General features: G+C 64.4%; 23 protein-coding genes and 1 pseudogene. 12 read left to right on the top strand and 12 right to left on the bottom strand.

Annotated features, from left to right (window positions below; genetic code table 11):
* Window positions 1-3: 3 nt before the first annotated feature.
* The 3 genes from AWC06_RS05885 to AWC06_RS05875 are packed head-to-tail and all read left to right on the top strand — an operon-like array spanning window position 4 to window position 3,591.
* Window positions 4-1,212, top strand: a complete 1,209-nt coding sequence (locus AWC06_RS05885) for a cytochrome P450 (protein ID WP_085195328.1) — start codon at window positions 4-6, stop codon at window positions 1,210-1,212.
* 22 nt (window positions 1,213-1,234) lie between these two features.
* On the top strand, window positions 1,235-2,449 hold the full coding sequence (locus AWC06_RS05880) for a CaiB/BaiF CoA transferase family protein (protein WP_085195437.1): 1,215 nt from the start codon (window positions 1,235-1,237) through the stop codon (window positions 2,447-2,449).
* On the top strand, window positions 2,446-3,591 hold the full coding sequence (locus AWC06_RS05875) for a thiolase family protein (RefSeq protein ID WP_085195326.1): 1,146 nt from the start codon (window positions 2,446-2,448) through the stop codon (window positions 3,589-3,591). Before AWC06_RS05880 ends, AWC06_RS05875 begins: the two co-directional genes overlap by 4 nt.
* Here the strand turns inward: AWC06_RS05875 and AWC06_RS05870 are convergent.
* Entirely contained in the window at window positions 3,588-4,202 is a 615-nt protein-coding gene (locus AWC06_RS05870) for a TetR/AcrR family transcriptional regulator (protein WP_139819927.1), read from the bottom strand. The two genes, AWC06_RS05875 and AWC06_RS05870, sit on opposite strands and share 4 nt — an antisense overlap.
* Before the next feature lie 146 nt (window positions 4,203-4,348).
* Here AWC06_RS05870 and AWC06_RS05865 point away from each other — a divergent pair, with 146 nt between their 5' ends.
* Both AWC06_RS05865 and AWC06_RS05860 read left to right on the top strand, forming a co-directional pair.
* Window positions 4,349-5,116: an alpha/beta fold hydrolase gene (locus tag AWC06_RS05865; RefSeq protein ID WP_211281913.1), complete on the top strand. Its 768-nt coding sequence runs from the start codon at window positions 4,349-4,351 to the stop codon at window positions 5,114-5,116.
* Between the two features lie 39 nt (window positions 5,117-5,155).
* The gene (locus AWC06_RS05860; RefSeq protein WP_085195322.1) at window positions 5,156-6,097 is read left to right on the top strand and encodes an alpha/beta hydrolase; all 942 of its coding nucleotides are present in this window, start codon (window positions 5,156-5,158) and stop codon (window positions 6,095-6,097) included.
* 28 nt (window positions 6,098-6,125) lie between these two features.
* Here AWC06_RS05860 and AWC06_RS05855 read toward each other — a convergent pair whose 3' ends face one another.
* From AWC06_RS05855 to AWC06_RS05820, 8 genes and pseudogenes are all read right to left on the bottom strand, one after another.
* Window positions 6,126-7,313 carry an acyl-CoA dehydrogenase family protein gene (locus tag AWC06_RS05855; RefSeq protein WP_085195321.1) on the bottom strand — a complete coding sequence of 396 codons (1,188 nt, stop codon included), beginning with the start codon at window positions 7,311-7,313 and terminating at the stop codon, window positions 6,126-6,128.
* Window positions 7,314-8,369: an acyl-CoA dehydrogenase family protein gene (locus AWC06_RS05850; protein ID WP_085195319.1), complete on the bottom strand. Its 1,056-nt coding sequence runs from the start codon at window positions 8,367-8,369 to the stop codon at window positions 7,314-7,316. It abuts the gene before it with no gap.
* Between the two features lie 2 nt (window positions 8,370-8,371).
* Window positions 8,372-9,208 carry an amidohydrolase family protein gene (locus tag AWC06_RS05845; RefSeq protein ID WP_085195317.1) on the bottom strand — a complete coding sequence of 279 codons (837 nt, stop codon included), beginning with the start codon at window positions 9,206-9,208 and terminating at the stop codon, window positions 8,372-8,374.
* Entirely contained in the window at window positions 9,205-10,833 is a 1,629-nt protein-coding gene (locus AWC06_RS05840; RefSeq protein ID WP_085195315.1) for an acyl-CoA synthetase, read from the bottom strand. Before AWC06_RS05840 ends, AWC06_RS05845 begins: the two co-directional genes overlap by 4 nt.
* Before the next feature lie 22 nt (window positions 10,834-10,855).
* Window positions 10,856-12,058, bottom strand: coding sequence for an amidohydrolase family protein (locus tag AWC06_RS05835; protein ID WP_085195313.1), 1,203 nt, complete (start codon window positions 12,056-12,058; stop codon window positions 10,856-10,858).
* The gene (locus AWC06_RS05830) at window positions 12,046-12,900 is read right to left on the bottom strand and encodes an enoyl-CoA hydratase (protein WP_085195311.1); all 855 of its coding nucleotides are present in this window, start codon (window positions 12,898-12,900) and stop codon (window positions 12,046-12,048) included. Before AWC06_RS05830 ends, AWC06_RS05835 begins: the two co-directional genes overlap by 13 nt.
* A gap of 176 nt (window positions 12,901-13,076) precedes the next feature.
* Window positions 13,077-14,098: pseudogene (locus AWC06_RS05825) on the bottom strand (dihydrodipicolinate synthase family protein).
* A gap of 16 nt (window positions 14,099-14,114) precedes the next feature.
* Window positions 14,115-14,912 carry an SDR family NAD(P)-dependent oxidoreductase gene (locus AWC06_RS05820; protein WP_085195433.1) on the bottom strand — a complete coding sequence of 266 codons (798 nt, stop codon included), beginning with the start codon at window positions 14,910-14,912 and terminating at the stop codon, window positions 14,115-14,117.
* A gap of 104 nt (window positions 14,913-15,016) precedes the next feature.
* On the opposite strand from AWC06_RS05820, the gene AWC06_RS05815 reads away from it, so the two are divergent.
* Window positions 15,017-15,793 carry a TetR/AcrR family transcriptional regulator gene (locus AWC06_RS05815; protein ID WP_085195309.1) on the top strand — a complete coding sequence of 259 codons (777 nt, stop codon included), beginning with the start codon at window positions 15,017-15,019 and terminating at the stop codon, window positions 15,791-15,793.
* Here AWC06_RS05815 and AWC06_RS05810 read toward each other — a convergent pair.
* The 3 genes from AWC06_RS05810 to AWC06_RS05800 are packed head-to-tail and all read right to left on the bottom strand — an operon-like array spanning window position 15,790 to window position 18,105.
* Complete coding sequence (locus AWC06_RS05810; protein WP_085195308.1) at window positions 15,790-16,665, bottom strand: enoyl-CoA hydratase/isomerase family protein; 876 nt, start codon at window positions 16,663-16,665, stop codon at window positions 15,790-15,792. The two genes, AWC06_RS05815 and AWC06_RS05810, sit on opposite strands and share 4 nt — an antisense overlap.
* Window positions 16,662-17,447, bottom strand: a complete 786-nt coding sequence (locus AWC06_RS05805) for a FadR/GntR family transcriptional regulator (protein ID WP_085195306.1) — start codon at window positions 17,445-17,447, stop codon at window positions 16,662-16,664. Before AWC06_RS05805 ends, AWC06_RS05810 begins: the two co-directional genes overlap by 4 nt.
* A 1-nt stretch (window position 17,448) precedes the next feature.
* The gene (locus AWC06_RS05800) at window positions 17,449-18,105 is read right to left on the bottom strand and encodes a hotdog family protein (protein WP_085195304.1); all 657 of its coding nucleotides are present in this window, start codon (window positions 18,103-18,105) and stop codon (window positions 17,449-17,451) included.
* Between the two features lie 121 nt (window positions 18,106-18,226).
* On the opposite strand from AWC06_RS05800, the gene AWC06_RS05795 reads away from it, so the two are divergent.
* From AWC06_RS05795 to AWC06_RS05770, 6 genes are read left to right on the top strand one after another with little or no spacing between them, the layout of a single operon-like run.
* Window positions 18,227-19,048, top strand: coding sequence for an enoyl-CoA hydratase/isomerase family protein (locus AWC06_RS05795; RefSeq protein WP_085195302.1), 822 nt, complete (start codon window positions 18,227-18,229; stop codon window positions 19,046-19,048).
* Between the two features lie 28 nt (window positions 19,049-19,076).
* Window positions 19,077-19,889 carry an enoyl-CoA hydratase/isomerase family protein gene (locus AWC06_RS05790; RefSeq protein WP_085195300.1) on the top strand — a complete coding sequence of 271 codons (813 nt, stop codon included), beginning with the start codon at window positions 19,077-19,079 and terminating at the stop codon, window positions 19,887-19,889.
* Window positions 19,886-20,662: an enoyl-CoA hydratase/isomerase family protein gene (locus AWC06_RS05785; RefSeq protein WP_085195431.1), complete on the top strand. Its 777-nt coding sequence runs from the start codon at window positions 19,886-19,888 to the stop codon at window positions 20,660-20,662. Before AWC06_RS05790 ends, AWC06_RS05785 begins: the two co-directional genes overlap by 4 nt.
* Complete coding sequence (locus AWC06_RS05780; RefSeq protein WP_139819926.1) at window positions 20,659-22,149, top strand: class I adenylate-forming enzyme family protein; 1,491 nt, start codon at window positions 20,659-20,661, stop codon at window positions 22,147-22,149. Before AWC06_RS05785 ends, AWC06_RS05780 begins: the two co-directional genes overlap by 4 nt.
* Window positions 22,139-23,710 carry a class I adenylate-forming enzyme family protein gene (locus tag AWC06_RS05775; protein ID WP_085195296.1) on the top strand — a complete coding sequence of 524 codons (1,572 nt, stop codon included), beginning with the start codon at window positions 22,139-22,141 and terminating at the stop codon, window positions 23,708-23,710. The genes AWC06_RS05780 and AWC06_RS05775 overlap by 11 nt, the downstream gene beginning before the upstream one ends.
* On the top strand, window positions 23,703-25,223 hold the full coding sequence (locus AWC06_RS05770; protein ID WP_085195294.1) for a class I adenylate-forming enzyme family protein: 1,521 nt from the start codon (window positions 23,703-23,705) through the stop codon (window positions 25,221-25,223). The genes AWC06_RS05775 and AWC06_RS05770 overlap by 8 nt, the downstream gene beginning before the upstream one ends.
* Window positions 25,224-25,225: the final 2 nt, after the last annotated feature.

Below are 25,225 nucleotides of genomic sequence, written 5' to 3'. Positions count from 1 at the left end.
GCTGTGGACAGTCGACTTGAAGACGCCGTCATCGACGACAAACCCGCCGACTTCATCCGCGACCCATACCCGTACTTCGCTCACAAGCGCAAAGGTGCCGGCGTCTTCCGCGGAACGGTCCTCGACTATTCCAAAACCCCGGAATCGCTGCAGCCCAAGAACTCCTTCGCCGCCATGTCGTTCGACGCGGTGAACAAGGCATTTCGCGACGGCCAGGTCTTCAGCTCGGCGAGCTACGACAACACGATCGGTCTGTTCATCGGTCCGACCATTCTGGCGATGGCGGGCAAGAAGCACCGCGACCACCGCAATCTGGTATCGGCAGCGTTCAAGTCCAAGGCGCTCACCCGCTGGGAGCCAACGATTGTGCGGCCGATCTGCGATGCGCTGATCGACGAGTTCATCGACACCGACCACGCCGATCTGGTCCGGGATTTCACCTTCGAGTTCCCTACTCGTGTCATCGCCAGGCTCTTGGGTTTGCCAACCGAAGACCTGCCCGAGTTTCGCCGGCGGGCGGTGCAGTTGATCAACTACGCCGTCAAGTACGAGCGCGCCTTCGAAGCATCGGCGGCGCTGAAGGATTACTTCCTCGAGCAGATCGAACAACGCAGGGCTAAGCCGACGGAGGACATCATCGGCGATCTGGTCACCGCGGAGATCGACGGCGAAAAGCTGAGCGACGAGGCGATCTATTCGTTCCTGCGGTTGCTACTGCCCGCCGGACTGGAAACCACCTATCGGTCTTCGGGCAATCTGCTGTACTTGTTGCTCACCCACGCGGACCAATTCGAGGCGGTGCAAGCCGATCACGAGTTGATCCGGCCGGCGATCGAAGAGGGGCTGCGCTTCGAGACACCACTGACCACAGTGCAGCGGTTCACCACCGAGGACACTGAGCTGGAAGGGGTGGAGATTCCCGCGCGGTCGGCTGTCGACGTGTGCATCGGCTCGGCGAATCGCGACGAGCGCCGCTGGGAGCGCTCGGAGCAATTCGACATCTTCCGTGACCACATGCCGCACATCTCCTTCGCCGCCGGCGAGCACACTTGCTTAGGCCTTCACCTCGCGCGGATGGAGACCAGGGTCGCATTGGAGTGCCTGCTGAGTCGGGTGACCAACATCAAGCTCGTCACCGACAACGATCCGCACATCTACGGGCAGCCCTTCCGCTCCCCGACGGCGCTACCGGTGACGTTCGACGAGAAGTAAGGTCGCGAGAATGGTCAAGGTAATGCAGGGCTTTCGGGTCCTTGAGCTTGCGCAGTTCACGTTCGTCCCGGCGGCGGGCGCCATTCTTGCCGACTGGGGAGCGGACGTCCTCAAGGTCGAGCACCCGGTGCGCGGTGATACCCAGCGCGGCTTCCTCAACATGGGTGGCATCCAGGTCAACCCGGACCGGCATCCGCTGATGGAACATCCCAACCGGGGTAAACGCAGCGTGGGTATCGATGTTTCCACACCGGGTGGGCAGGAAGTGCTCTACGAACTGGCCAAAGCTTCCGACGTGTTCCTGACCAACTACATGCCCGCGCAGCGGCAGAAGAACAAATTCGACGTCGAGCACATTCGGGCGGTCAACCCGAACATCGTCTACGCTCGCGGGACCGCCTACGGCGACAAGGGAATCGAGCGCGACGTCGGCGGCTACGACGGGACAGCATTCTGGACCCGCAGCGGCATCGGCTACGCGCTGACACCTGAGGAGCTGGGCGGCGCACTGCCACAAGGCATCCCGGCCTTCGGCGACTCGATCGGCGGCATGTTCATCGCCGGGGGCATCTCCGCCGCACTGCTGCATCGGGAACGGACCGGCGAGGCCCTCGAGCTTGATGTGTCGCTGCTGAGCACGGCCTGGTGGGCGGCGGGCGCAAGCGTGACCCAGGGCATGGAGACCGGCGAGGTGATGCGCGTCGCCATGCCGGGCTCCGCGAACCCGTCGGTCAATCCCTTCATGGGCAACTACCAAACCTCCGACGGCGGCACCATCAACCTGTGCATCATCAGCCCGACCGGCCTGATCCGCGACACCTTCGAGCACCTCGGCATCCCCGAGGCAGCCGATGATCCCCGCTTCGCCGATGTGCTTCCGCTGATACAAAATGCCAACGCGGCCGCCGAACTGATCGCAAAGGCCTTTGCGGGCAAGCCCTTTGACTACTGGCGCCAACACCTGAAGACGATGAAAGGCCAATGGGCGCCGTTCCAGAGCCTCATCGACCTGGCCGACGACGAGCAGGCCATCGCCAACGACATGATCGCCGAAGTCGAACTCGCCAGCGGCGGCGCACCATTCAAAGTCGTGCGCGGCCCGGTCCAGTTCAACCACGAGCCGCTGGTTACCACCCGGGCGCCGCAGGCCTCCGAACACACCGAGATCGTTCTGATGGAGCTCGGCATGGACTGGGACCGCATTGCCGAGCTCAAGGATGCGGGGGCCATAGCGTGAATGACGTTGCCATCATCGGGGTGGGTCTGCACCCGTTCGGGCGCTTCGAAGGCAAGTCCGCGATGCAGATGGCTGCCGACGCGATCCAGCTGGCGCTCGCAGATGCCGGTGTCGAGTGGAAAGACATCCAGTTCGCCGTGGGCGGCAGCTGGACCGTCGCCAACCCGGACGCGATCGTCGGCATGGTCGGCCTCACCGGTATCCCGTTCACCGATGTGTTCAACGCGTGCGCGACGGCGGCGAGCGCGACGAAATTGTGCGCCGACAGTATCCGGTTGGGCGACTACGACATCGGCATCGCCGTCGGCATGGACAAGCACCCGCGAGGCGCCTTCACCGAAGACCCCGCGCTGGTCGGGATGCCCAGCTGGTACGCGCAGAACGGGCAATACCTCACTACCAAGTTCTTCGGCATGAAGGCCAGCCGTTACCTGCACGACTACGGCATCTCGACCGAGACGCTGGCCAAGGTGGCCGCGAAGAACTTCCGCAACGGAGCGCTGAATCCCAACGCTTTTCGGCGCAAACCGATCTCCGAAGACGACATCCTCAACTCCCCCGTGCTGAATTACCCTCTCACCCAGTACATGTTCTGCGCGCCCGACGAAGGAGCTGCCGCGGTCATCATGTGCCGGGCCGAGATCGCGCAGCGGTTCACCGCCAAACCTGTATATGTCCGAGCGGTCGAAATCCGCACTCGCCGCTACGGTGCCTACGAGGTGAACACCACGTATGCGCCCGTCGAGGAAGACGGGTCGCCGACCGTCTACGCGGCTAAAGCCGCATTCGAGAAAGCAGGTGTGGCACCGCAGGACGTCGACGTCATCCAGCTGCAGGACACGGACGCCGGCGCCGAGGTGATCCACATGGCCGAGGCAGGCTTCTGCCCCGACGGTGAGCAGGAGAAGCTGCTGGCCGAGGGGGCCACCGAGATCACCGGCGCAATGCCGGTCAACACCGACGGCGGGCTGATTGCCAACGGGGAGCCGATCGGTGCGTCCGGCCTGAGGCAGATGCACGAGCTCGTGCGCCAGCTGCGCGGCCAGGCCGGCGATCGCCAGGTCCCCGGGACTCCGCGGGTCGGTTTCGCGCAGGTTTACGGTGCGCCCGGCACTGCCGCCGCGACGATCCTGACCACCTAGCCCAGGGCGGAGATGAGCCGATCCATCACCGCACCGGCTTCCTTCCGGGCCCGGTTGTGATCGTCTGCACGCGCAATGTAGAGGGTCGCCTCGCGCATGGCGCCCAGCAGCGTGAGGGCGGTCGCTTCCACCGGCTGGGGCGGGATGCGCCCGCTATCGACAGCGCTAGCGAGAAGTTCTCGCACCAGCCCGATGTTGTGCCGGTTTCCGATCTCGGTCCACCGAGTCCACCCGAGCACCGCGGGGGCATCCACTAGCACAATGCGCTGAATCTCGGTGTCAGCGCAGGCGTTCAGCCAGAACCCCGCACCCAGCCGCATGATCTCGACCGGATCGGTCTGACCGGCTGACGCGATCGCCTCACCCATTCGGGCTGCCACTTCGCTCTCGACTTGCTCAAACACCGCCGCGAACAGCTCGGTCTTGTCGGCGAAATGGTGATACAAGGCGCCACGGGTCACCCCCGCGGCGCGCACGATCGTCTCCAGCGCCACGTCGGCGAAACCGTGCTCGGCGAACAAGGCTCGCGCCGCGGCGATCAGCGACTCACGGGTTTCTGCTGCGCGCTCGGCCTGCGTACGGCGAGTATCGGCCATTGCCTTGCCTTTCATACATACAGTATGTATGTTCGTACATACTGTATGTAGGTGTATGTGTTTTTACCTTAACTTTGGAGGCCTCTATGCCCATCCTCGACTTGCCGCAGGGACGCGTTCAGTATCGGCTCGCAGGGCCAGCCGACAGTACAAGCCCACCCGTGGTGTTCGTACACGGCCTGCTGGTCAACAACGAACTGTGGACCGGGGTGACCGATGCGCTTGCGATGGACGGTGTGCGTTCATATGCCCTCGACCTGCCCCTTGGGTCCCACCCCATCGCATTGCGACCGGACGCCGATCTGAGCCCAGCCGGCGTCGCACGCCTGATCATCGCGTTCCTCGAGACGCTCGGGTTGACTGATGTCACGCTAGTCGGCAACGACACCGGAACTGCGTTGTGCCAGTTCGTCATAGACGTCGACGACAGTCGGATCGGCCGACTCGTGTTGACCGACGGCGACGCCTTCGATCAATTCCCGCCTCGTTCGCTGCGGCCGGTATTCAGCCTCGGCCGACGCTCCGCGGGCGTCTATGCGCTGATGACGATCATGCGGCCCGACGGGCTGCGGCAGCGCATTCAGGGCCAAAACGTGTCCAAGCCATTGGATTGCGAGCTGACGCGCCGCTGGATCACGCCGGCGCTGACCGACCGCGGCGTGCGGCGCGACACCGCCAAATTCCTGCGCGGCGTCGATTCTTCAGAATTGCTTGAACTATCCACCCGGCTGAGGCGGTTCACGAAACCGGTCCTAGTGTTATGGGGCGATGCGGACCAACTCTTTCCGATCGAGCTGGCGCACCGGCTGCAGAACGCCTTTCCTGACGCGCGACTGGTCGAAATACCCGGCGGACGCACCTTTTTCCCGCTCGATGAGCCGCAACGGGTAGCCCACGAAATCCAGGCCGCGTTCCAACCACGCCACTGACGATCGCATCTTCACCAGTTATCGGGAAGGGGCAGCGTAATGCCGACCACCGCACGTTGGAAAGTCCACTTCGCCAGCGGTGACAGCCGCTGCGCGGCCTGGTATTACCTCGGCAACAACGGCGCCTGCGTGATCATGGCCGCGGGTCTGGCTGTGACCAAAGAGCCCGGCACCGACCGTCTCGCACAGCGACTCCACGATGCCGGCTACAGCGTCCTGGCCTTCGATTATCGCCACCTCGGCGAAAGCGGCGGGCAACCACGCCAACTCGTGCGCATCGGTGAACAACTCGCCGACTGGGAAGCCGCGATCAGCTTCGTTGCCACCCTGCCCGGTGTGGACCCCGACAGACTCGCGATATGGGGATTCTCGGTCTCTGGCGGCCACGTCTTTGCAGTTGCCGCTCGCAATCCCCAGCTTGGCGCGGCCATCGCGCACTCACCACTGGCCGATGGGCTGCACGCAATGCGCAATGCGCTACGGCATACCACAGCGTTTGCACTGGCGCGCCTTGTTGCCCGCGCGGTCGCCGACGGCCTCGGTGGCCTACTGGGCCGCGCGCCGCTACTGATACCGCTGGCCGGAGAACGCGGCACCGTGGCGTCTTTGACTACGCCCGACTCGCTCAACGGCGCCCGAGCGCTCAACCCGGACAACCAATACCCGCAATGGCAACAGAACGTCGCGGCCCGTTCCGCAATCCGCGTCGGCCTATACCGACCCGGCCGATTAGCGGGGCGGATCCGATGCCCTCTGCTTGTAATCGCTTACAACCGCGACGGTGTCGCCCCTCCCGGGCCCGCGATCAACGCCGCACGCAAAGCTGCCCGCGGCCAGCTTGCTTGCCTGCCCGGCGGACACTACGAAGCATTCCTCGACGGCCAGGAGCAAGCCGCCACGGTCCTGGTGTCGTTCCTCGACGACCGATTGCTCCAGCGCGGCGGCGCCGAGCGTGCACCTATGGTGACGACACGCCGGTGACGATCGCCGCCGTTGCACGTTCGGCGAGTCAAGAGGCTTTCGGCGGAGCGTAGGCGGGCTTGCCCAGACCAAGGACATACTGCGCGATCATGTTGCGGAACACCTCCAGAGTTCCACCGTAGATGCCCACCAACGGCGCGAAGCGGTAAACGTATTCGGCGCTGCCGTCATCGGCGGCCCCGTCGGTCCCGAAGGGCAACGCCGACGCGGGCCCCAATACATCCATCAGGTCCGGAGATATGTCGCGCATCGTCTGTGCGATCGCCACCCGGCCGAAAATGCTTGGCGCGGACAGTGCTGCCTCCATCCGGGCAACGCTGCGCCCCAGCCGATATGCGACAGATTGGTCGTCGACCGGTCGGCGGCCATCCGGACCCGGTTGCCCCAGGCGAGCCGCGGCCTTGTCGACCGCCTCGACCATGGATCCGGCCTGGTGCATCATGATTGACGTGTCCTGCAGCCCATCGGGCGCAGCCGCCACGGCGCCGTGCTCGACGTTGAGCGGCTCTCGCAGCACTGTCCAGCCGGCGTTGACATCGCCCAATCGATACTTGTCATCGACGCGGACGTCGCTGTAGTAGACGATGTTGGTGCGGTCGCCGTCCACCGTGCGGATGCCCTGGATTTCGATGCCCGGGGAGTTCAACGGAACCAGAAACATCGTCAGGCTCTTGTGTTTCGGGGCGTCCGGGTCGGTGTTGGTGATCAGAAAAACATACTGGCAGTTGTGCGCGCCGGTGGTGAACATCTTGGAGCCGTTAATGATCCACGCGTCGCCGTCGCGCACTGCGCGCGTCTTGCAGGTGGCGACATCCGATCCGCCTTCGGGTTCGGTGTAGCCAAGGCAAAGTCGGACGTGGCCGCTGAAGACCCCCGGTAGCACCTCGTCCTTCAGCTCGGGTGACCCGAACTTCGCCACCGACCGCGCCACCATGGCGGTGGTCCCCCAGGTCACCCACGGCACATGCGCGCGCCGCTTCTCCAGTTCCCAGATCCGCCGTCGAACCCGGCTGAAACCGCCGTCGGATGCAGGCTTCCACTCCGCCTCCAAAAACCCGGCGGCGCCGAATGCCAAGTGCACACCTTCGTCGAAGTTGTCGCCCGTCTCGCGATCGCGGCGCTTGACTTCCTCGGTGACATGGGTGGCCAAAAACCTTCGCGCCTCCTCGCGGAACGCCTCGTCTTCGTCGGACAGCTCGACTCGTGAGAAGTCCACTTATGCGTCCTTTCCCGAACCGCTTTCGCGTGCTGCGACGATTTCGGCGATCTGCCGCGCGGTGGCGCCGGGATCGCCGCCGGCCAGCGGCCATCCCCTGGCGCGCACCAGATACGCCGTCGCGGCGGCCTCCGCCGATACTCCCAAACCGCCCTGAATGTGGACCGCCATCGTCGCGGCTTTGGCTGCCTCTTCTGCCATGAACACGAACGCCGACGGAGCCAATTCGGGTCGCTCGTCGGGTTCGTTGTCGAGGAACCACGCCGCCCGCCGTGCGAGGTTGCGTCCGCCCTGCACGGTGATCGCCATGTTGGCCAGCGGGTGGGAGATGCCTTGCAGTGTGGAGATCGGCACGCCCAGCGTGTAGCGGGTCTTGGCGAACTCCGCCGCGATTGTCATCGTCTCTTCGACGAGGCCGACCAGTGCGGCAGCAGTCAGCAGTCGCCACTCGGCAAGCGCCCGTTGATATTTCAGCACCGCATCGGGACCGTCCGCCAACACCGTGCGGCTGTCCGCGGTGGCAGGGTCAACCCACGCCATCGGCAGCCGACCGATATTGTCGACCTTCGCCGGCCGGGTGGCGAACGTCAAGCGCACCACCACGTCGGGACCGTCGGCGACGATGATCTGGTCGGCGATCGATCCGATCGGGATCAGCCTGGGCCCGGAGGCGCTCTCGATTTGCGGATCCAGTACGGCGAGCTGCTTGCCAGTTACGACATCGGACTCCACCGCGCCGAGTCCGGCCAGCAGGCGGGCCGCGCAGACATGATCTATCCACGGGACCGGCGCCAGCGACCGCCCGATCTCCTCGGCCACCAACGTCAGGTCAACCAGCGTGGCCCCATCCCCGCCCGCGGATTCCGGTAGCGCCATCGTGGTCGCGCCCATCGCGCACAACCGCTCCCACAGGTTCTTGTCGAAGCCGGATTCCTCTGCAGCGCGTACGGTTTCGATCGGACAATGGGTCTTGAAGAAATCACGGTAGGCGGCCTGCAGCGCCTCGTGATCGGCCGTCAGGCTGTAGTCGAGCCTGCGCAGTTCGTATCGGTCCATACTCAGCGCTCCTCCTGGCCACCGAAAAAGAATTCCTGTGCGTTGTTGTAGAGATAGTTGTCGAGCACCGTGGCGGGCAGATCCAGAGCGAGTGCTTCGGGTACTACCCGCCGCATCTTCAAAACCGGCCAGTCCGATGCGTAGATCACTTTGTTTTGGCCTCGAGTTCGCATGTAGTGCAGCAGGTTTTCCGGCAGTCGCTTCGGGGACCACGCCGACGTCATCAGGCGCAGGTTGCTGTATTTGATCAGCAGCCGGATCGCGACGTCCCACCATGGGTCGGCGCCGTGGATCATGCAGAGACGCAACTCCGGGAAGCGCACGCAGATCCGGTCGAGATGCATGGGGTGCTGCACTTCCCCGGGGATCGGCGGCCCCGGAATGCCAGTGTTGACACACAGCGGCAGGTCCAGTTCCGCGCATTTGGCGTATAGCGGATAGTAAACCGCGTCACTGGGCGGATACTGCCCGTCGCCCCAGAAGCTGGGCCCCACCATGGCGTAGGCGACCGGCAAATCGTTTACCACAGCGCTCAATTCCCGCAATGGTTGCACCGGACGCAGCAGGTTGACACCGCCCATCGCCAAGGCGAACCGATCCGGCTGCGCCGCGATGAACTTGCGGGCCGTGGTGGACGGCTTGACGAGTGAGTCCATCAGAATGGCCTTCTGCACACCCTGCTCGTCCATCTCCTCGAGCAGCTCACCCAAGTCAACCGGCGCGAACATCGACTCCGGCCCTTTGAAGTAGTCATCGCGGACCTTGAGCATCCACGTCGGCTGGCTTTCCGCCTCACCGAAATGCACGTTCACCAAGCAATCAATGGCCTTGTGCGTCATAGCGACTCCTGCAGAACCTGTGTCACGGCCCGTTGTTTCGCCCACTGGTAGTTCGGCTTGCCGTTGCCGAGTCGCTGAATCTGCTCGACGAAGATGAACGCCTTGGGCGCTTTGAAGTGGGCCAGCTGGGATGTGCAGAAACGGTAAAGCTCCTGCTCGCCGATGCCGTCCGAGTCCGGGTGCGGCGCGACCAGCGCGACGACTTCCTCGCCCCACCGCTCGCTGGGCCGACCCACCACCAACGCGTCGGCGACGCCGGGATGCGCGCGCAGCACTTCTTCGACCTCTTCGACGAAGACCTTTTCGCCGCCGGTGTTCACGACCAGCGAGTCGCGCCCGAAGAGCCGGATCGTGCCGTCCGCCTCGACGGACGCCCGGTCACCGGCGATGACCACCCGCTGGCCCTCCACCTCAGGAAAGGTCCGCTCGGTGGCCTCGGCATCGTCGAAGTAGCCCAATGGAATCCGGCCGGTCCTGGCCGCCCAGCCGATCTCGCTTTCGCCGGGGCGCAGGAACCTGCTCAGGTCTGCGGAGACGACCGTCGCGCCCACCCTGGGCTCGAAAGTCTCGCTTGCGACACCGTTGCGACTGTGGCCGAATCCCATGTTGCCGGTTTCCGAGGATCCGTAGCCTTCGATGATCGTGATGTGTGGCAGACACTCCATCAGCGCGTGCTTGTATTTGGGATTCGTGGCGGCCCCTCCGGTGCCGATGGACTGCAGCGAGGACAAGTCGTACGAGCCGCGTCGGAGTTCGGCAACCAGCGGACCGGCATACGCGTCCCCGACCATGGTCATCATGCCGACCTTTTCGCGCGCCGCGGTTTCCCACACCGCGCGCACATCCAGCTTCGTCCGGTCGTCGTACAGCACGACGGGGAGACCGTTGAGCAACGCCGCGAAGGCGGTCCACATGCCGGCCGCGTGCATGAGCGGCGAAACGGCGAACCATGGCTGGCCCCCCGGGCGCACCTTGGCGTGGATCTCCTCGGCGCTGGCGTGGTCGGCGCCGACCATCGATGCCACGTACATGTCGGACTGTCGCCACAGCACGCCCTTGGGGCGCCCGGTGGTGCCGCCGGTGCACATCATGATCAGGTCATCCGGCGATCCCGTAACAGTATGGTCGGTATTCCCTTGCGCCAGCGCCTCATCCAGTGGAATTGCGCCCGCCAGCTCGGGAGCGCCGCTGCCGTCGTCGATCGAGATCAGGAGCTCGGTTCCCTCGGGCGGAAGCACCTCAGCGAATCGCGCCCCGAGTGAGCGGTGATAGATGATGCCCCGTGGCCGCACGTAGGCGAGCAAATCCGCGATCTCGCGTGGCGAGTAGTAGTGGTTCACGTTGACCGGAACGGCCCGCGCTTTGAGGCAGCCGATCACCATGTCGGGGTAGAGGTCGTTGTACATGATCAGCGCGACCCGATCCTGTCCGCACTCCCAGCGGTTGAGCGTTTCGCGGGCACGGTGCGCACCAAACCCGTTGGCGCTCAAGAAGCTCGCCAGCCGGGCGGTCCGTATTGCCGATTCCGCGAATGTGCTGCGGCGGTCTCCGCACAGCGTCATCAGCCGATCAGGGACGACATCCGCGATGGCGTCCAGCACGGCGCCGATGGTCCACTCGCTCATGGGTTTGCTCGGCTTCGAGCGGTCAAGCCGCCGACCCCACCGTGACGCCCAAGAGGTCCAACGCGTTGTCGCGCATGATTTTCCGAATATCGCCCTCGCTGAAACCGGCTAGTTCCTCGGTGAACGACACCGGATTCTCCAAGCCTTCGCCATGCGGCCAGTCCGAGCCGAACAGAATCTTGTCGACGCCGATCGCCGATGCCAGCGCCGGCAAGTCGTCCTCGTAGTAGGGGGCGATCCAGACATTGTTGCGCAACTGTTCCACCGGGTCCTCGGGGAACAGCCGCGGGTGGTTGTTTGCTGCCTTCTTCAGGCGCTTGATCAGCCGGTACACGAAGTATGAACCGTTCTCGATGCTGACCGCCTTCAGTTGCGGATGACGGGTGAACACCCCGTGCACGATCATCGAGGCCATGGTGTCGTGAATCGCGCGGTCGTCGACGAGTACCTGGTCCAACGGATTTGCCCCGGCGAACGCCTCGAACGTCGACTTGCCGCCCCACATCGCGGCGATCTGCAGGTAGCCGCTGTCACTCAAGTGGAAGCCCACCGGAACTCCCGCCTCCGCCAACCTGGCCCATACCGGATCGTGGACGGGGTCGCCCAACGACCGCGGCTTGACCACGCCGGGAACCGGTGCGGGCCGCACCAGCACCAGTTTCGCGCCACGTCCCAACACGAACTCGAGCTCCTCGACGGCCGCCTCGGGGTCGGCCAGCGAAATGATCGGCGCGGCGATGATCCGATGGTCGGGCCGATCGAAACCCCAGTCCTCGTCGAGCCACAGGTTGAAGGCGTGCAGTGAGGCCATCGTTGCGTCGATGTCGTGCTTGAGCGCTTCCTCGACGCCGCACGCGAACGTCGGCAACATGAACACCGTCTCGATACCCTGGCTCTCCATCACCCTGATACGAGCGTCGCGGTTCTGATACTCCGGGTGGTCCCCAAGCCGCTCGACCTTCATCAGCGACGCCGGGTCGACGCCCTCCGGAATCTCGCCGCGGAACAGCAGATCGAGGCAGCCGGGCACGATGATCGGGTCGAAGGTCGGGTTCGGGATGAAGCGGTTGACGCGGTCGCCGATGATCGCCTGGGTGTGCTTGCCGTCGCTGACCATCTGCACGCCGCGTTTGCGGAACTTCTTGTCCAGGTGCCGGGTGAACGCGTCCAGCGGCTCGTAGTAGTGGTTGTCGACGTCGATCGCCTTGTAGCTCAGGTTGGCCATGGTGATCCTTCCAGCCCGGGAAAATTGGGTGCCCGCTTCTCGAAGAAACTCGTGATCCCCTCGATGACATCCGGGCGTTGCAGCGACTCGTGCAAGAATTTTTCGGCCCTCGCACTCGCGTCCGCGACCTCGCGCATGGCATCACCGTAGGCCTGCCGCTTGATGACGGCCATCGACGCCGGCGAGCAGTTGCGCGCAATGTCCTCGGCGTACTCCATCGCGCGCTGCATCAGGTGTTCTGGCGCGACCACTTCTTTGACCAGGCCGAGTTCGGCCGCCTCCTCGGCGAGGAAAGTTCGGCCGCTCAACAACAGATCGAGCGCAACGCCCCAGCCGGCCAGCCGCGGAAGTATCCACGAGATGCCGTACTCGGCGATCAGTCCGCGGCGTGCGAATGACGCCGCGAACTTGGCGCCGGCGGCGGCGAACCGCACGTCGCACATCAGTGCCTGGGTGAGGCCGATTCCGACACACGACCCGTTGATGGCCGCGATGACGGGTTTGCACAGGGTTGTCAAATAGTAGGGTTGCCGTTCGCCGACCAACTCGGTCAGCTTCTGATCGTCGGTCTTCTCTAACGATTCGGCGACATCTCCTTTTAAACCGCCCATTGCACCCAGCTGAGCGCCGGCACAGAAGGCCTTGCCCCGACCGGTCACCACGATCGCTCGAACGCCCGCGTCGTCCTCGGCGCGGTCCAGGCCGGCGTAGAAGGCGGTCGCGATATCGCCGCCCCAGGTGTTGAGTCGGTCCGGGCGGTTCAACGTCAAGACCGCGACGCCGGCCGGCGTCGTCTCGTAAAGCACCGCGTCGTCCGTGGCCACACCTTCGGCGGTGCTCATGCGATCCTCCCGTCGCCCAGTCGCCAGTTAAGACACGCAAAACCGCCAACGGCGTGCATTAAGTGGCCACTCGCGCTACCTGATCAAAGTTTGTATCCATACTGTATACCTATCGGTAGTGCATTCCGCAACTGGCCTCGACGGCAGCGGAGTGCGGCGCGAGCAGGGAAAACCCGCTACCCGGCGGACACGGAGGCATCGATGAGTCCGAGTCGTCGATACGCGTTTTCGATCTGGCTCTTGGCTTCGGGCGGCAACTCGGCCTGCGGGGGCCGGGAATGCGGATAGCCGCCCACCGGCAGGCCGAGAATCGACGCGGCGTATTTGAACGCACCGCCCCAGTGCGTGAAGTAGTCGGCGCGGCCGGGATAGCAGGTGAACCAGGATCCGAGGTCGATGTCGAACTGGTCGAGGCCCGAATCACGGGCGTAGTCCATCGCCTCGACGAGCTTGTCGTTGCACACCAAGTCCCAATACTCGGAAAGCAATGGCCGCTGCGGAGTCTCGAACAGATAGCCGGCCGTGCCCAACTGGGCCGGGCAGACGATCCCGTCGCGCAGCCATCCGGCCCGATACACCGTCTTTTCGCATTCCCAGATCACCAGATCCGGTGCCAGTTCATGCAACAACCGGCTGTTAGCCGGCCGGAAGGCACCCTCCTTGGTAGCGCAGACCGCGGGTATCTCGTGGTAGATCCGCGCGCTTTCCGCTGCCGTCAGCACATACCCCGAAGAGGGCGAATTGAACATGCCCAGCGCGATATCCGTGCGCCGGCCAATGTATTCGAAGAACCTCAGTACGCCTTACCGCCGTGAGCTTCCATCATCGGGGTCTGGATGTAGGCGATGTCGGCGCCGGCACCCTGGGCGTGCAGCGTCAGCTCCAAACAGTCCTTGGCCGACATGGCGGCCGTGCAGGCCTGCACCACGATGTCGGGATTCGCGGCCCTGGCCTCCTCGATTGCCACTTCCAGCAAGCGCTTGCGCTCATCGAGCGTCAGCGACCAGAATTCGGCGATGCCGCTGGTGCACCACAGCAGCGGATGCTTGAGATCGCTGACGCAGTAACGGATTAGGGTCTGGTAAGCGTCCCAGTCGATGTCGTCGCCGTCGTCGCCGCAGAACGGCGTGTACAGCGAGTCACCGATTCCGCGCAAATTGCTGCATGCCCACGCACATGCCTCACTAGCTGTTGCCACCATCCGCTCCTGTGGGTTAGGTGAAGTCCGAACCGCCGTCGACGTTGATATTCGCGCCGGTCATATAGGAATTGCGTTTAGACGCCAAAAACGCTACGACGGGCCCCATTTCGTCCGGTAGCCCGGCTCGTGGCATGTGGGCGGGATGCCCGAAGTGCTTGGCGATGGCGTCCATCAACTGATAGGGGTCATCACCGTCAACGCCCACAGACTTCGCCCAGCCGACCAGCGACTCGGAGGCGATGCTGCCCGGGGAGACCACATTGACCAGGATCTCGTCCTTGGCCAGCAGCAGCGACAAGTTTTTGGAGATGCTCGTCAGCGCCGCTTTGGCCGCAGTGTAGGCAGGCAGGATGACACTTTGCCGCTGTGTCGAGTGCGCGGAGAAGTTGACGATTCGCGCCCACGCCGCGTTGCGAAGCAGCGGAAGTGCCGAACGCACGCAGTGCACCATGCCCATCACGCCGTCCTCAAAAGCCTGACGCCACTGGTCGTCGGTCAGGTCCTCGAAGCTACCTGCCGCGCCTGGTCCGACGGCGTTGATCAGGATGTTGAGTTCGCCGTTCCACCGCTCACCGAGCTCGGCGAAGACCGCGTCGACCTGTCCGGCATCGCGGACGTCGGCCACCAGTCCGACGGCGTCCGGGCTGCCGCGACCAGTCAGGTCCGCTGTCGCGCGATCGAGGTCGGGTCGCGAGCGGGCGATGATCGCGATCCTGGCGCCGTCATCGGCCAAGCAGCGCGCGGTGGCCAGTCCCATCCCGCGACCACCGCCGACCACTGCCGCGTTCGCGTCGGCCAGTCCTAAGTCCATGGCATAAGCGCCTATCACCATCGCGTGCCGCAGCCGCGGATACCAAAATGCCTACGGTGGGTATTACAGTAGCAGGCAGATGTCCCGTCGAGGAGGTGCCCGCAGTGGCGAAGCAAGCAACCGCCGAAAAGCGTCAGCGACGCGAACGCGGGTCCATCAATCCAGATGACATCATCACCGGTGCATTCGAACTCGCGGAGCAGGTGTCGATCGACAACCTGAGCATGCCGCTGCTCGGTAAGCACCTCGGTGTCGGAGTCACCAGCATCTACTGGTATTTCCGCAAGAAGGACGACCTGCTCAACGCGATGACCGACCGCGCCTTGCGCAAGTATGTGTTCGCCACGCCGTACGTGGAAGCCAAGGACTGGCGCGAGACGTTGCGCAACCATGCACGTTCGATGCGGAAAACGTTCATGGGCAACCCGATACTGTGCGATCTGATTTTGATCAGGTCGGCGCTCAGCCCGAGAGCGGCACGGCTGGGCGTGCAGGAAATCGAGAAGGCGATCGCGGGGCTGGTCGAGGCAGGACTATCGCCGGAAGAAGCCTTCGACACCTATTCGGCGGTGTCTGTTCATGTCCGCGGCTCCGTGGTTCTGCACCGGCTGCAGCAAAAGAACCAAGCGAGCGAGAACGGGGCACGCACCATCGAGGACGCCATGGTCATCGATCCCCAAACGGCGCCGCTGCTCGCCAAAATGACGGCAAAAGGCCACCATATCGGGGCTGCCGACGACAACAATTTCGAATACGGCCTGGACTGCATTCTCGACCACGCCGGCCGATTGATTGAGCAGAATTCGAAGTCCACTGCGCGGCAACGGAAGACAACTAAGACAACCAAATCAACACGGGCACGGGCCAAAGCGTCACGCTAAGGTTCCGGTACGTCGAAGTGCTCGTCGCGCAACCGGAATGCCTCTTTGGTCCCATGCTGCGCTCGGGTCTTGACGAAGTTGAACTCCCCCGGCGCGAATTGCAGGTTGGTTCCGAATGCGTGGAACAGGTAGCTCGCCACTTCCTCACCCTGGTAGGCCTGGGTCTGTTCGACGAGCCGGAACGCCTCTTTGGCGATGACGACACCGTCGGCCGGCATTTTCGCGGCCTTCTCCGCCCAGTACCGAGCCCGGGCCGCAACCATTCCGGGATCGCAAGTGTCAGTGAAGATTCCCAGGTGCTCAATTTCGCCGGCTTCGATGATGTCGCCGGTCAATAGCAGGCGCCGTGCCAGTACCGGTCCTAATCGGTGGAAGAACATGTGCAGGCTGCCCAGCGCAGGCCCGAGGAACCTGGTGGCCGGCATGCCGATCTTGGTATCGCGGGCGATCACGGAGATGTCGGTCATCAGCGCCATCTCGAATCCACCGCCGAGCGCGTAGCCACTGATCTCGCCGACGGTGACCTTGGGGAACCCCATCAGGTTGTGGTAGAAGCCGAACGACTTGCGGTCGACAGTGAGCCTGCGGCGTTGGCTGGGACGGCTTTTGGCCGGCGCGGTTTGGGCACCCCGCTCGCCGTACCATTCGTAAGCATTGTTCATATCGGCGCCGGTGCTGAAGACGCCGTCGGCTCCGCGCAGCAGCACTACGACGAGATCGTCGTCGTCAGCGACCTGATCCAGATATCGGGCGATGGCATCGCGCATGGTGGCGTCGTAGGAGTTGCGCTGCTTGGGGTTGTTCAGCGTGATGGTGGCGATCCGCTTTTCGGAATCGACGTCGTACAGAACACGATCGTCTGCCGCTGTCATCTGACCGGCTCCTTTCTGCGCCCGCCATCCGACATCCGCTTGGCCTCAATGGTTTTGTCGGTGCCGAAGGCAAGGGTGTTGCGGCGCGCAGCCGCCAGGTGATCCTGCGCCAGCCGGACCGCTCGGGTGGCATTGCCGTCGCGGATGGCGTCGAGCAGACGCTGATGGTCGCGCAGCGCTGCGCGTCTGGTCTTGCCGGCCATGGGCGCCGGATCGCCGTCATCGCTCCATACCGACGACTCGTGCGCCGACCAGATCAATTCCAGCGAGCCGATCACCAGGATCATCGGCTCGTTGCCGCATCGCGACACCAGCGTTTCGTGGAACCGCCGCGCATTCGGAACGTATCGCGCGAGATCATCGAATTGCTCTGCTTGCGCGTCGATTTCAGCCTGTAGATAGGGCACCACTTCGGTCATACGATCGTCGCGAGCGGCACACATCCCGGCGCAGATCGGTTCGAGATGCAGCAAGGCCTCGCTGACGTCGGCCGGTGTCGCCGCGCGGGCCTGCAAAACCATGCTGATCATGTGCGCCGTCCGTTCCGCCGCCGGCGCGTGCACAACTGCGCCACCGACATTGCCGCGGCGCACCGAGATCAACCCGTCGCTCTCCAAGATGTGGATTGCTTCCCGCACGGCGGGAGGACTGACGCCGAATTCCGAAAACAGGGTTTCCTGCGATGGAAGTGTGTCGCCTTCTTTCAGGCGTCCGGACAGGATGTCGTCACGCAGCCGCGACGCGACGATTTCGGCGACGCGGGGTTGGCGGATGCGTGCCATGTCAGGCCTTCTCGGCTCGTCGCTTGCCGAACCGGTATCCGGTCAACTTGTCTGGCGGCTGCGCCAACGTGTTCACCTCGCCGATGCAGAGCACCTCGTCATCGAGCAGCAACCGGGCGGTCGACGTGATGCCCCGGTCCACCTCCGACCGTGCGATGTCGAATTGCAGCTCGGTGAGCACGGGTGTCGGCCGACGGAAGGTGACGTTAAGCGAACGGGTCTTGCCGGAGAGCCCGGCAACGCAGTTCTGGTGCTGCATGACACAGTCGAAGAACACCGCGAGAAAGCCGCCGTGGACCAATCCCGGCGGTCCCTCGTACACCAACGGAAAGGTGACCCGGCCGCACGCGGTCTCGGCGTCGAGGCGGTCGAAGCAGTATTCCGGAAAGCACGGGTTGAACGCGCCGATGTCTGTCGCGTGGTCGAGATAGACGCGTCGGCTGGCCTGGTCGGAGCCGATGCGGGGTGCGCTGTCGGGCGGCGCCGCCGCGGCCAGCTCGCGTTCCCAATCCCCGATTTGCGCAACGATGTTGTCCACTGTGGGGTGGGCATGTTCTAAAGAAAGCAACAGTGAACTGAGACGGCGAATGGCGCCTGCAGCGGCGACGGTCTGGGCAAGCGGCTCCTCGCCGAATCTGGCAGCGCTGCTGGTCGCCATGCGTCCTCGTTTCCAACGCGGCTGTTCCGCCGCCAGGCTTTCCTTGCTAAGTTATACAGCGTAGCAATCGTATCGCCTACTGTATGGGTAACCGTATCGGCGGGGAAGGGCGGATTCAACGGTGAGTCAAGACCGCGATCCCGCGCCGGCCGACGGCTCGCTCACCACGAGCCGGGACGGCACGGTTCTGCGACTCACCTTGGACCGGTCGGCCCGGCGCAACTCGCTGACACATCCCATGATCGAGGCGTTCGTCGAAGCGTTGACCGACGCCGCGACGGACGACTCGCTGCGCGTAATCCATATCGGCGGCGCCGGCGACGACTTCTGCGCCGGCGCCGACTGGGTCGCCACCAACGACAGCGGGCAACCGCGCCCGCGGACCGGCGACCTCGTCCGCCGCATCCCGCATGCCGCGCATCGTGTGATCGAACTGATCCACACCATCCATCTGCCGGTGGTGTGCAGCGTGCGCGGATTCGCCGTCGGCCTCGGCTGCAATCTGGCGCTGGCCGCAGACTTCACGGTGGCCGCGACCGACGCGGTGTTCTGGGAGCCGTTCGTGACGCGGGGTTTCAGCCCGGATTCGGGCGCGAGCTGGCTGCTGCCCCGGCTGGTCGGCATGACGCGGGCAAAACGGATGCTGCTGCTCGGCGAAAAAGTCGCCGCAACCGATGCCGCCGACTGGGGACTGATCCACCGAGCCGTCAACTCGGCGGACCTCGAGAACACAACCGGGCAACTGCTGACACGACTGGCCGCCGGTCCCACGGTGGCACTCGGTCTGGCCAAGCAGGCGCTTCACTACGGCCAGCATGTGACGTTGGCCCAGTCCATGACGCAAGAACTCTTCAATCTGGAGCTTTCATGCCGGACAGCAGATTTCAAAGAGGGCCTGGCGGCGTTTCGAGAACGACGACCGCCGGAATTTCGCGGCCGATGACGGCGGGCCAGAGCGAAGGGGAAACCTGATGTCGCCACCGACTTTCGACACCATCAAGTATGAGGTCGACGGGCACAAGGCCACGATTACGCTGAACCGGCCGGATGCTCTCAACGCGCTCAGCCCGCACATGATCACCGAGTTGCGCGCTGCGTACAACGAGGCCGAAAACGACGACGCGGTATGGCTTCTCATTGTCACGGGCACCGGACGCGCCTTTTGCACCGGCGCGGACGTCAAGGCGATCCCCGGCGACGGGAAGGTGATCAACGAGCGGCCATATATGTCCACCTACGAACAGTGGGAAGCGCCGCAGGAGGGCACTCCGCCGTTTCGCACGATGGCCAAGCCAGTGCTCGCCGCGATCAACGGATTGTGTTGTGGGGCCGGGCTCGATTGGGTCACGACCGGAGACATCGTCATCGCGTCCGACAAAGCGACGTTCTTCGACCCTCATGTCAGCATCGGGCTGGTGGCCGCACGCGAGGTGGTTCGGGTGGCTCGGGTACTGCCCCGTTCGGTCGCACTGCGGATGGCACTGATGGGCAAGCATGAGCGGATGAGCGCCCAACGCGCATATGAACTCGGATTGATCAGCGAGATCGTCGAACACGACCGGCTGCTGGAACGCGCCCACGAGATCGCCGACATCGTCAACTCCAATGCGCCGCTGGCCGTCCGGGGCACCCGCCTGGCCATCCTCAAGGGCCTGGACCTGCCGCTGCACGAGGCCGAGATGCTGGCCGAGTCATTCCGCGAACGCAACCTGCACACCGAAGACTCACTCGAGGGCCCCAAAGCTTTCATCGAGAAGCGCCCACCGGAATGGCAGTGCCGATGAGCTTTCAAACCATCCAGCTCGACGTGGACGGCGCCGATCGGGTCGCCACTATCACGTTGAACCGGCCCGATCAGCTCAACGCGTTCAACCGGACGATGTGTGAGGAGATGGCCCAAGCCTGGGCGACCGTCAAGTCGAACGATTCGGTCAACGCGGTGGTGCTGCGTGCCGCCGGTAAGGCGTTCAGTGCCGGCCTCGACATCAAAACTCCCTACGGCCAACCCGAAAACATCTGGAACCACGAGGATCCCGGCGAATCGCTCAGCCCGAAGTGGCAGAAGATGTGGAAGCCGGTGGTGTGCGCCGTGCAAGGTATCTGCACTGCGGGCGCGTTTTACTTCCTCAACGAGTCCGATGTGGCCATCTGCTCGACGGACGCCACATTTTTCGACTCCCACGTGTCGGCAGGACTGATCTGCGCGCTGGAGCCGATCGGCCTGATGCGCCGCGTCGGCCTGGGCGAGACATTACGAATAGCACTGATGGGCAACGACGAGCGCGTCAGCGCCGACACCGCTCTTCGCATCGGCCTGGTGTCCGAAGTGGTCTCCCCCGACGAACTGTGGCCGCGTGCGCACGAGATCGCCGCGGCGATCGCGACCAAGCCGCCGTCGGCGACCCAGGGCACCGTCAAGGCGATCTGGGAGTCGCTGGACAAGCCATACCGGGCGGCGATGGAGCAGAACCTCATCTACACCCGCCTCGGTAATCCGATCGGAACCGCTGAGCTGGCGACGCACAGCCCCCCCGTTGTGCAGCCGAGGACCAGGTGACGATGCATCCGCTCAGCCAGCGCATCGCCGATGTCTTGCGCCTGCAACCCGACGCGCGGGCCATCGAATACGACGGCCAATGGCTGTCGTGGGCACAGCTCGCCGAGATGGCAGACAGGATCCGTGTTCTCGTCGGTAGCAGTTGGCCCCAGGTCGGAATCATGCTGCGCAACAAGCCGACACACGTTGCAGCGCTCCTTGGGGTTCTGCTGGGCGGAGCCACGGTCGTCACGATCAACCCGGCCCGTAGCGAGGACCGCACCAGAGCCGACGTCGAAAAGCTTGCCCTCCCAATGCTGATCGGCGAGCCCGATGACCTTGCGGACGTGACCGAACCGACTGCGACCAACGTGGTGTCGATCTCGGACCTGGCGAGCGAGCCGCAAGTGCGGGTAGTCGCCGACCGTGGCGCCGATGCTCAGGTACGCCCCGGGGTTGCGGTGCGCATGCTGACCAGCGGGACGACCGGACCGCCCAAGCGGGTCGATCTCACCTACGACATGCTGGCGCACAGCGTGTTGGGTCCCGAGACCGAGCGGCCACCGGCGCCGACGGAGCTGCGGCGCGGCGTCGCGATCGTGAACTCGCCGTTGGTACACATCGGCGGCGTATTCCGGGTATTGCAATGTGTCGCCGAGGCGAGACCCTTTGTGCTGCTGGAGCGATTCGAGCTGGGCCGCTGGGCCGAGGCGGTGCGCAAGCACAAGCCGCGGACGGTCTCGCTGGTGCCCGCCGCATTGCGGATGGTGCTGCATTCGGAGTTGACTGCCGACGACCTGCAGAGCATCCGCGCCGTGACATCCGGCACCGCCCCACTGTCACCGGAGGATGCTGACGCGTTCACCGACAAATACGGCATCCCGGTGCTGACATCCTATGCGGCAACCGAATTCGGCGGCGGTGTAGCCGGCTGGACATTGGCCGACCACCAGCAGTACTGGCAGGCCAAACGAGGCAGCGTGGGACGAGCCAGCCTCGGAGCGCAACTGCGAGTCGTCAGCGACGACGGCAGTCCCCTCGGGCCCGACCAGATCGGCCTGCTCGAAGTCAAACCGGGGCAGCTGGGGCCTGCGACGGATTGGATCCGCACCACGGACATGGCGCGCATCGACGCCGACGGGTTCCTGTGGATCGTCGGCCGCTCCGATCAGGCCATCATTCGCGGCGGCTTCAAGGTCATGCCCGACGACGTGCGCATCGCACTGGAGAGCCATCCCGCGGTCGCCGCCGCTGCGGTGGTCGGACGGCCTGACGAGCGCCTCGGCGAAACACCCGTCGCCGTGGTGGAGCTGCGAAAGCCGGCATCGGCCGACGCCGCTGCGCTGGTCGACTACCTACGGACCCGCTTGGCGCGCTACGAGATTCCCACCGAAATCGCGATCCTCGACGAAATGCCCAGAACGCCGTCGGGCAAGGCCGATCTCGCTGCGGTCCGACGTTTCTTCAGCGACACGGTCTCCGCTGCGCAGGGCGACCATGCCGATTGACTCGCCGACTGTCGGCGAAATCCTGCGAGGCCAAGTGCGCAGCAGGGGCGATCATCAATTTCTGGTCTGCGACGCCGAACGCGTCAGTTACGCCGAGGCTGATCGTCGCTCCGCGCAACTGGCTCGTGGGCTCATGGCTCTGGGCGCCGGCAAGGGTAGCCATGTCGGGTTGATGTACCCCAACGGCGTCGCTTTTGTCCTCGCCATGCTGGCCGCCGCGCGAATCGGCGCCGTCGCCGTCCCGTTCTCTACGTTCGCCACTGCGCCGGAGCTCCGCGATCAATTGGTCGACAGCGACGTGCAGATCCTTCTCGCCGCAGCATCCTACCGCTCCCACGACTACGCGCGGCGGGTGTCTGAGGTTCTCTCAGACAGCGACTTGAGGTGTGAGCGCCGATTATTCAACGAGCGCGTCCCGCAGCTGCGTCATGTGGTGATCGATACGGACAAGCTCTGCGCGCTCGCCGCGACGCTCGACGAGACCCTGTTGACGGCAATGGAACAGGATGTCGACGGTTCTGACCCCCTTGCGATCATCTATACGTCGGGCACGACAAGCGCGCCCAAAGGCGTGGTGCACACTCACGGCGCGCTGCTCAACCATCAGCGCAACCTCAACGAGATTCGCGCGTTGAGCGCTGACGACAAGCTGTTCTGCAATTCGCCGTTCTTCTGGATCGGTGGATTCGCATTTGCGCTGTTAGCCACCTTGGTCGCCGGATCGACGCTGGTGTGTTCCAATGCGTCCGATGCGGCGCAGACACTTGATCTGCTGGAAGCCGAAAAGCCCACGGCCGCCAATGGATTTGCCGTCGGGATCGCCCACCTCGTACGACATCCGAGTTTTGCCAGCCGGGACCTGTCGTCGATGAGACGCGGCAACCTCTACCCGATCATGGCGCCCGAAGTTCGACCGGCTGATCCCGAGTTGCGGCACAACATGCTCGGCCTGACCGAGGCAGGCAGTGTCGTTTCGATCAGCGACGACGAGGGCGACCAACCCGAGCATCGCCGCGGATCGTTCGGCAAGCCGGCACCGGGATTCGAAACCAAGGTGCTTGATCCGCACAGCGGAATGCCCGTGGCGGAGGGCGAACTCGGAGAGCTCTGCATCCGCGGGCCCTACCTGATGCAGCGGTACTACAAGCGCAGCCGGGAAGAATGCTTCGACGTCGACGGCTGGTTTCACACCGGCGACCTGGTGGCCACCGACCGCGACGGGTTTCTCTATTTCATCCGGCGCCGCGATTCGATGATCAAAACCGCCGGTGCCAATGTCTCGCCCTCCGAGGTCGAGAAGGCGATCGGCAAGGTCACCGGAGGCGTGGTCGCCCATGTGGTCGGCATCCCCGATCCCGAACGCGGACAGGTGGTTGCTGCGGTGATCGCGGTGGAGAACGGCGCCCAATTCGACGAGAACGCGCTTCGCCGGGCGCTGACCGCCGAACTCTCGGCGTACAAGATCCCCAAGAGGTTCGCCGTGATCCCCGCGGACCGCCTGCCGCTGCTATCCAGCGGCAAGGTCGATTTGCACGAACTGAAGAAGATTTTCGATGGGTGATCGCACCATCGATCGGATCGTGAGGCTTCGCGCCGCCGAGCACGGCGCCAAACCGATGGTGATCGACCCGGACTCCCGACTCAGCTACGACGAACTCGACGTCACCACACGTGATTTGGCGGCGGCGTTCATCGAGGCCGGAATCGGGAAGGGCACCCGCGTGGGGCTGATCATGCCCAACGGTGTGCGCTGGGTACAAGTCGCCATCGCGCTGACCCGGATTGGCGCCGTACTGGTTCCGTTGAGCACCTTGCTGCAGGCCCGGGAGCTGATGGCCCAGTTGCGGGTGGCCTCGGTGCAGTTTCTGATCAGCGTCGACGAGTTCCGCGGTCACCGCTATCTCGACGACCTCAAGCCAGCCGAACTTCCTGCGCTGCGGCAGGTTTGGCGTACCGACCAGTTGCGGCAGCTCCCCGTGAGCGAACGGGCCGCCCGGATCGTCGATGCGCTCGCGGCGACGGTCATGCCCAGCGACCCGATGGTCATCATCTTCACCTCCGGAAGCAGCGGACCGCCCAAGGGCGTCGTGCACTCGCACGGCAGCGCCCTGGGCGCGGTGCAATCGGGTCTGGCAAGCCGCTGCATCGACGCGGATACCCGCTTGTATCTACCGATGCCGTTCTTCTGGGTGGGCGGCTTCGGCAGCGGCGTGCTCTCCGCACTACTGGCTGGCGCCACCCTGGTCACCGAGGAAATTCCCCGGCCGGACACCACCTTGCGGCTGCTGGAACGCGAGCGGGTGACGCTGTTTCGCGGCTGGCCCGATCAGGCCGAAGCTCTGGCCCGCCACCCCAGCAGGGCCGAAACGGATCTCTCCGCGCTGCGCGCGGGCAGTCTGGATGCGCTGCTGCCACCCGAGCAACGTGCCGAACCCGGAGCCCGAGCCAGCTTGTTCGGCATGACCGAGGCGTTCGGCCCCTACTGCGGTTACCCCGCGGACACCGACATGCCGCGCTCCGCCTGGGGCAGTTGCGGCAAGCCCTTCCCGGGAATGGGTGTCCGCATCGCCGACCCCGACACCGGATGTCCGCTGCCGGCGGGAACCGTTGGGATCATTCAGATCCGCGGACCACACACACTGCGCGGGATGTGCCGGCGCAGCCGGGAAGAACTCTTCACCGCCGATGGGTTTTACCCGACCGGCGATCTCGGCCGCCTCGACGACGACGGCTTCCTGTTCTACCACGGCCGTTCCGACGACATGTTCAAGGTGAGCGGTGCCACGGTGTATCCCGGCGAGGTCGAGCAGGCCCTGCTGGAAATCGATGGCGTCGACAACGCTTTTGTCGCCAACGTAACCGGCGCGCAAGGCGATCAAGTGGGCGCGGCAGTCGTCTGCGACACGGCCACAATAACCGCCGAGCAGCTCCGCGGATGCGCGCGAAAGCTACTGAGCTCCTTCAAGGTACCGACGGTGTGGCTGCTGGTGGATTCCGACGACGCGATTCCACGCGGGCCGACCGGCAAGGTCGACCTCTGGCGACTGCGGGAGATGTTGCAGTCCGCGCAGTGAGG

Origin of the sequence: Mycobacterium fragae, assembly GCF_002102185.1 — a bacterium.
Classification (GTDB): domain Bacteria; phylum Actinomycetota; class Actinomycetes; order Mycobacteriales; family Mycobacteriaceae; genus Mycobacterium; species Mycobacterium fragae.
Note: the sequence above shows the minus strand (reverse complement) of the source record. Positions and strands in the feature narration are given on the sequence as shown.

Bases quoted from the DNA above. Each gene is read 5' to 3' on its own strand.
- AWC06_RS05830 (WP_085195311.1), bottom strand. From the start codon at position 12,900: ATGAGCACCGCCGAAGGTGTGGCCACGGACGACGCGGTGCTTTACGAG.
- AWC06_RS05845 (WP_085195317.1), bottom strand. From the start codon at position 9,208: ATGACGCACAAGGCCATTGATTGCTTGGTGAACGTGCATTTCGGTGAG.
- AWC06_RS05790 (WP_085195300.1), top strand. From the start codon at position 19,077: ATGTCGCCACCGACTTTCGACACCATCAAGTATGAGGTCGACGGGCAC.
- AWC06_RS05880 (WP_085195437.1), top strand. From the start codon at position 1,235: ATGCAGGGCTTTCGGGTCCTTGAGCTTGCGCAGTTCACGTTCGTCCCG.
- AWC06_RS05810 (WP_085195308.1), bottom strand. From the start codon at position 16,665: ATGACAGCGGCAGACGATCGTGTTCTGTACGACGTCGATTCCGAAAAG.
- AWC06_RS05805 (WP_085195306.1), bottom strand. From the start codon at position 17,447: ATGGCACGCATCCGCCAACCCCGCGTCGCCGAAATCGTCGCGTCGCGG.
- AWC06_RS05785 (WP_085195431.1), top strand. From the start codon at position 19,886: ATGAGCTTTCAAACCATCCAGCTCGACGTGGACGGCGCCGATCGGGTC.
- AWC06_RS05800 (WP_085195304.1), bottom strand. From the start codon at position 18,105: ATGGCGACCAGCAGCGCTGCCAGATTCGGCGAGGAGCCGCTTGCCCAG.
- AWC06_RS05840 (WP_085195315.1), bottom strand. From the start codon at position 10,833: ATGAGCGAGTGGACCATCGGCGCCGTGCTGGACGCCATCGCGGATGTC.
- AWC06_RS05860 (WP_085195322.1), top strand. From the start codon at position 5,156: ATGCCGACCACCGCACGTTGGAAAGTCCACTTCGCCAGCGGTGACAGC.
- AWC06_RS05775 (WP_085195296.1), top strand. From the start codon at position 22,139: ATGCCGATTGACTCGCCGACTGTCGGCGAAATCCTGCGAGGCCAAGTG.
- AWC06_RS05870 (WP_139819927.1), bottom strand. From the start codon at position 4,202: ATGAAAGGCAAGGCAATGGCCGATACTCGCCGTACGCAGGCCGAGCGC.
- AWC06_RS05835 (WP_085195313.1), bottom strand. From the start codon at position 12,058: ATGGCCAACCTGAGCTACAAGGCGATCGACGTCGACAACCACTACTAC.
- AWC06_RS05820 (WP_085195433.1), bottom strand. From the start codon at position 14,912: ATGGACTTAGGACTGGCCGACGCGAACGCGGCAGTGGTCGGCGGTGGT.
- AWC06_RS05770 (WP_085195294.1), top strand. From the start codon at position 23,703: ATGGGTGATCGCACCATCGATCGGATCGTGAGGCTTCGCGCCGCCGAG.
- AWC06_RS05850 (WP_085195319.1), bottom strand. From the start codon at position 8,369: ATGGACCGATACGAACTGCGCAGGCTCGACTACAGCCTGACGGCCGAT.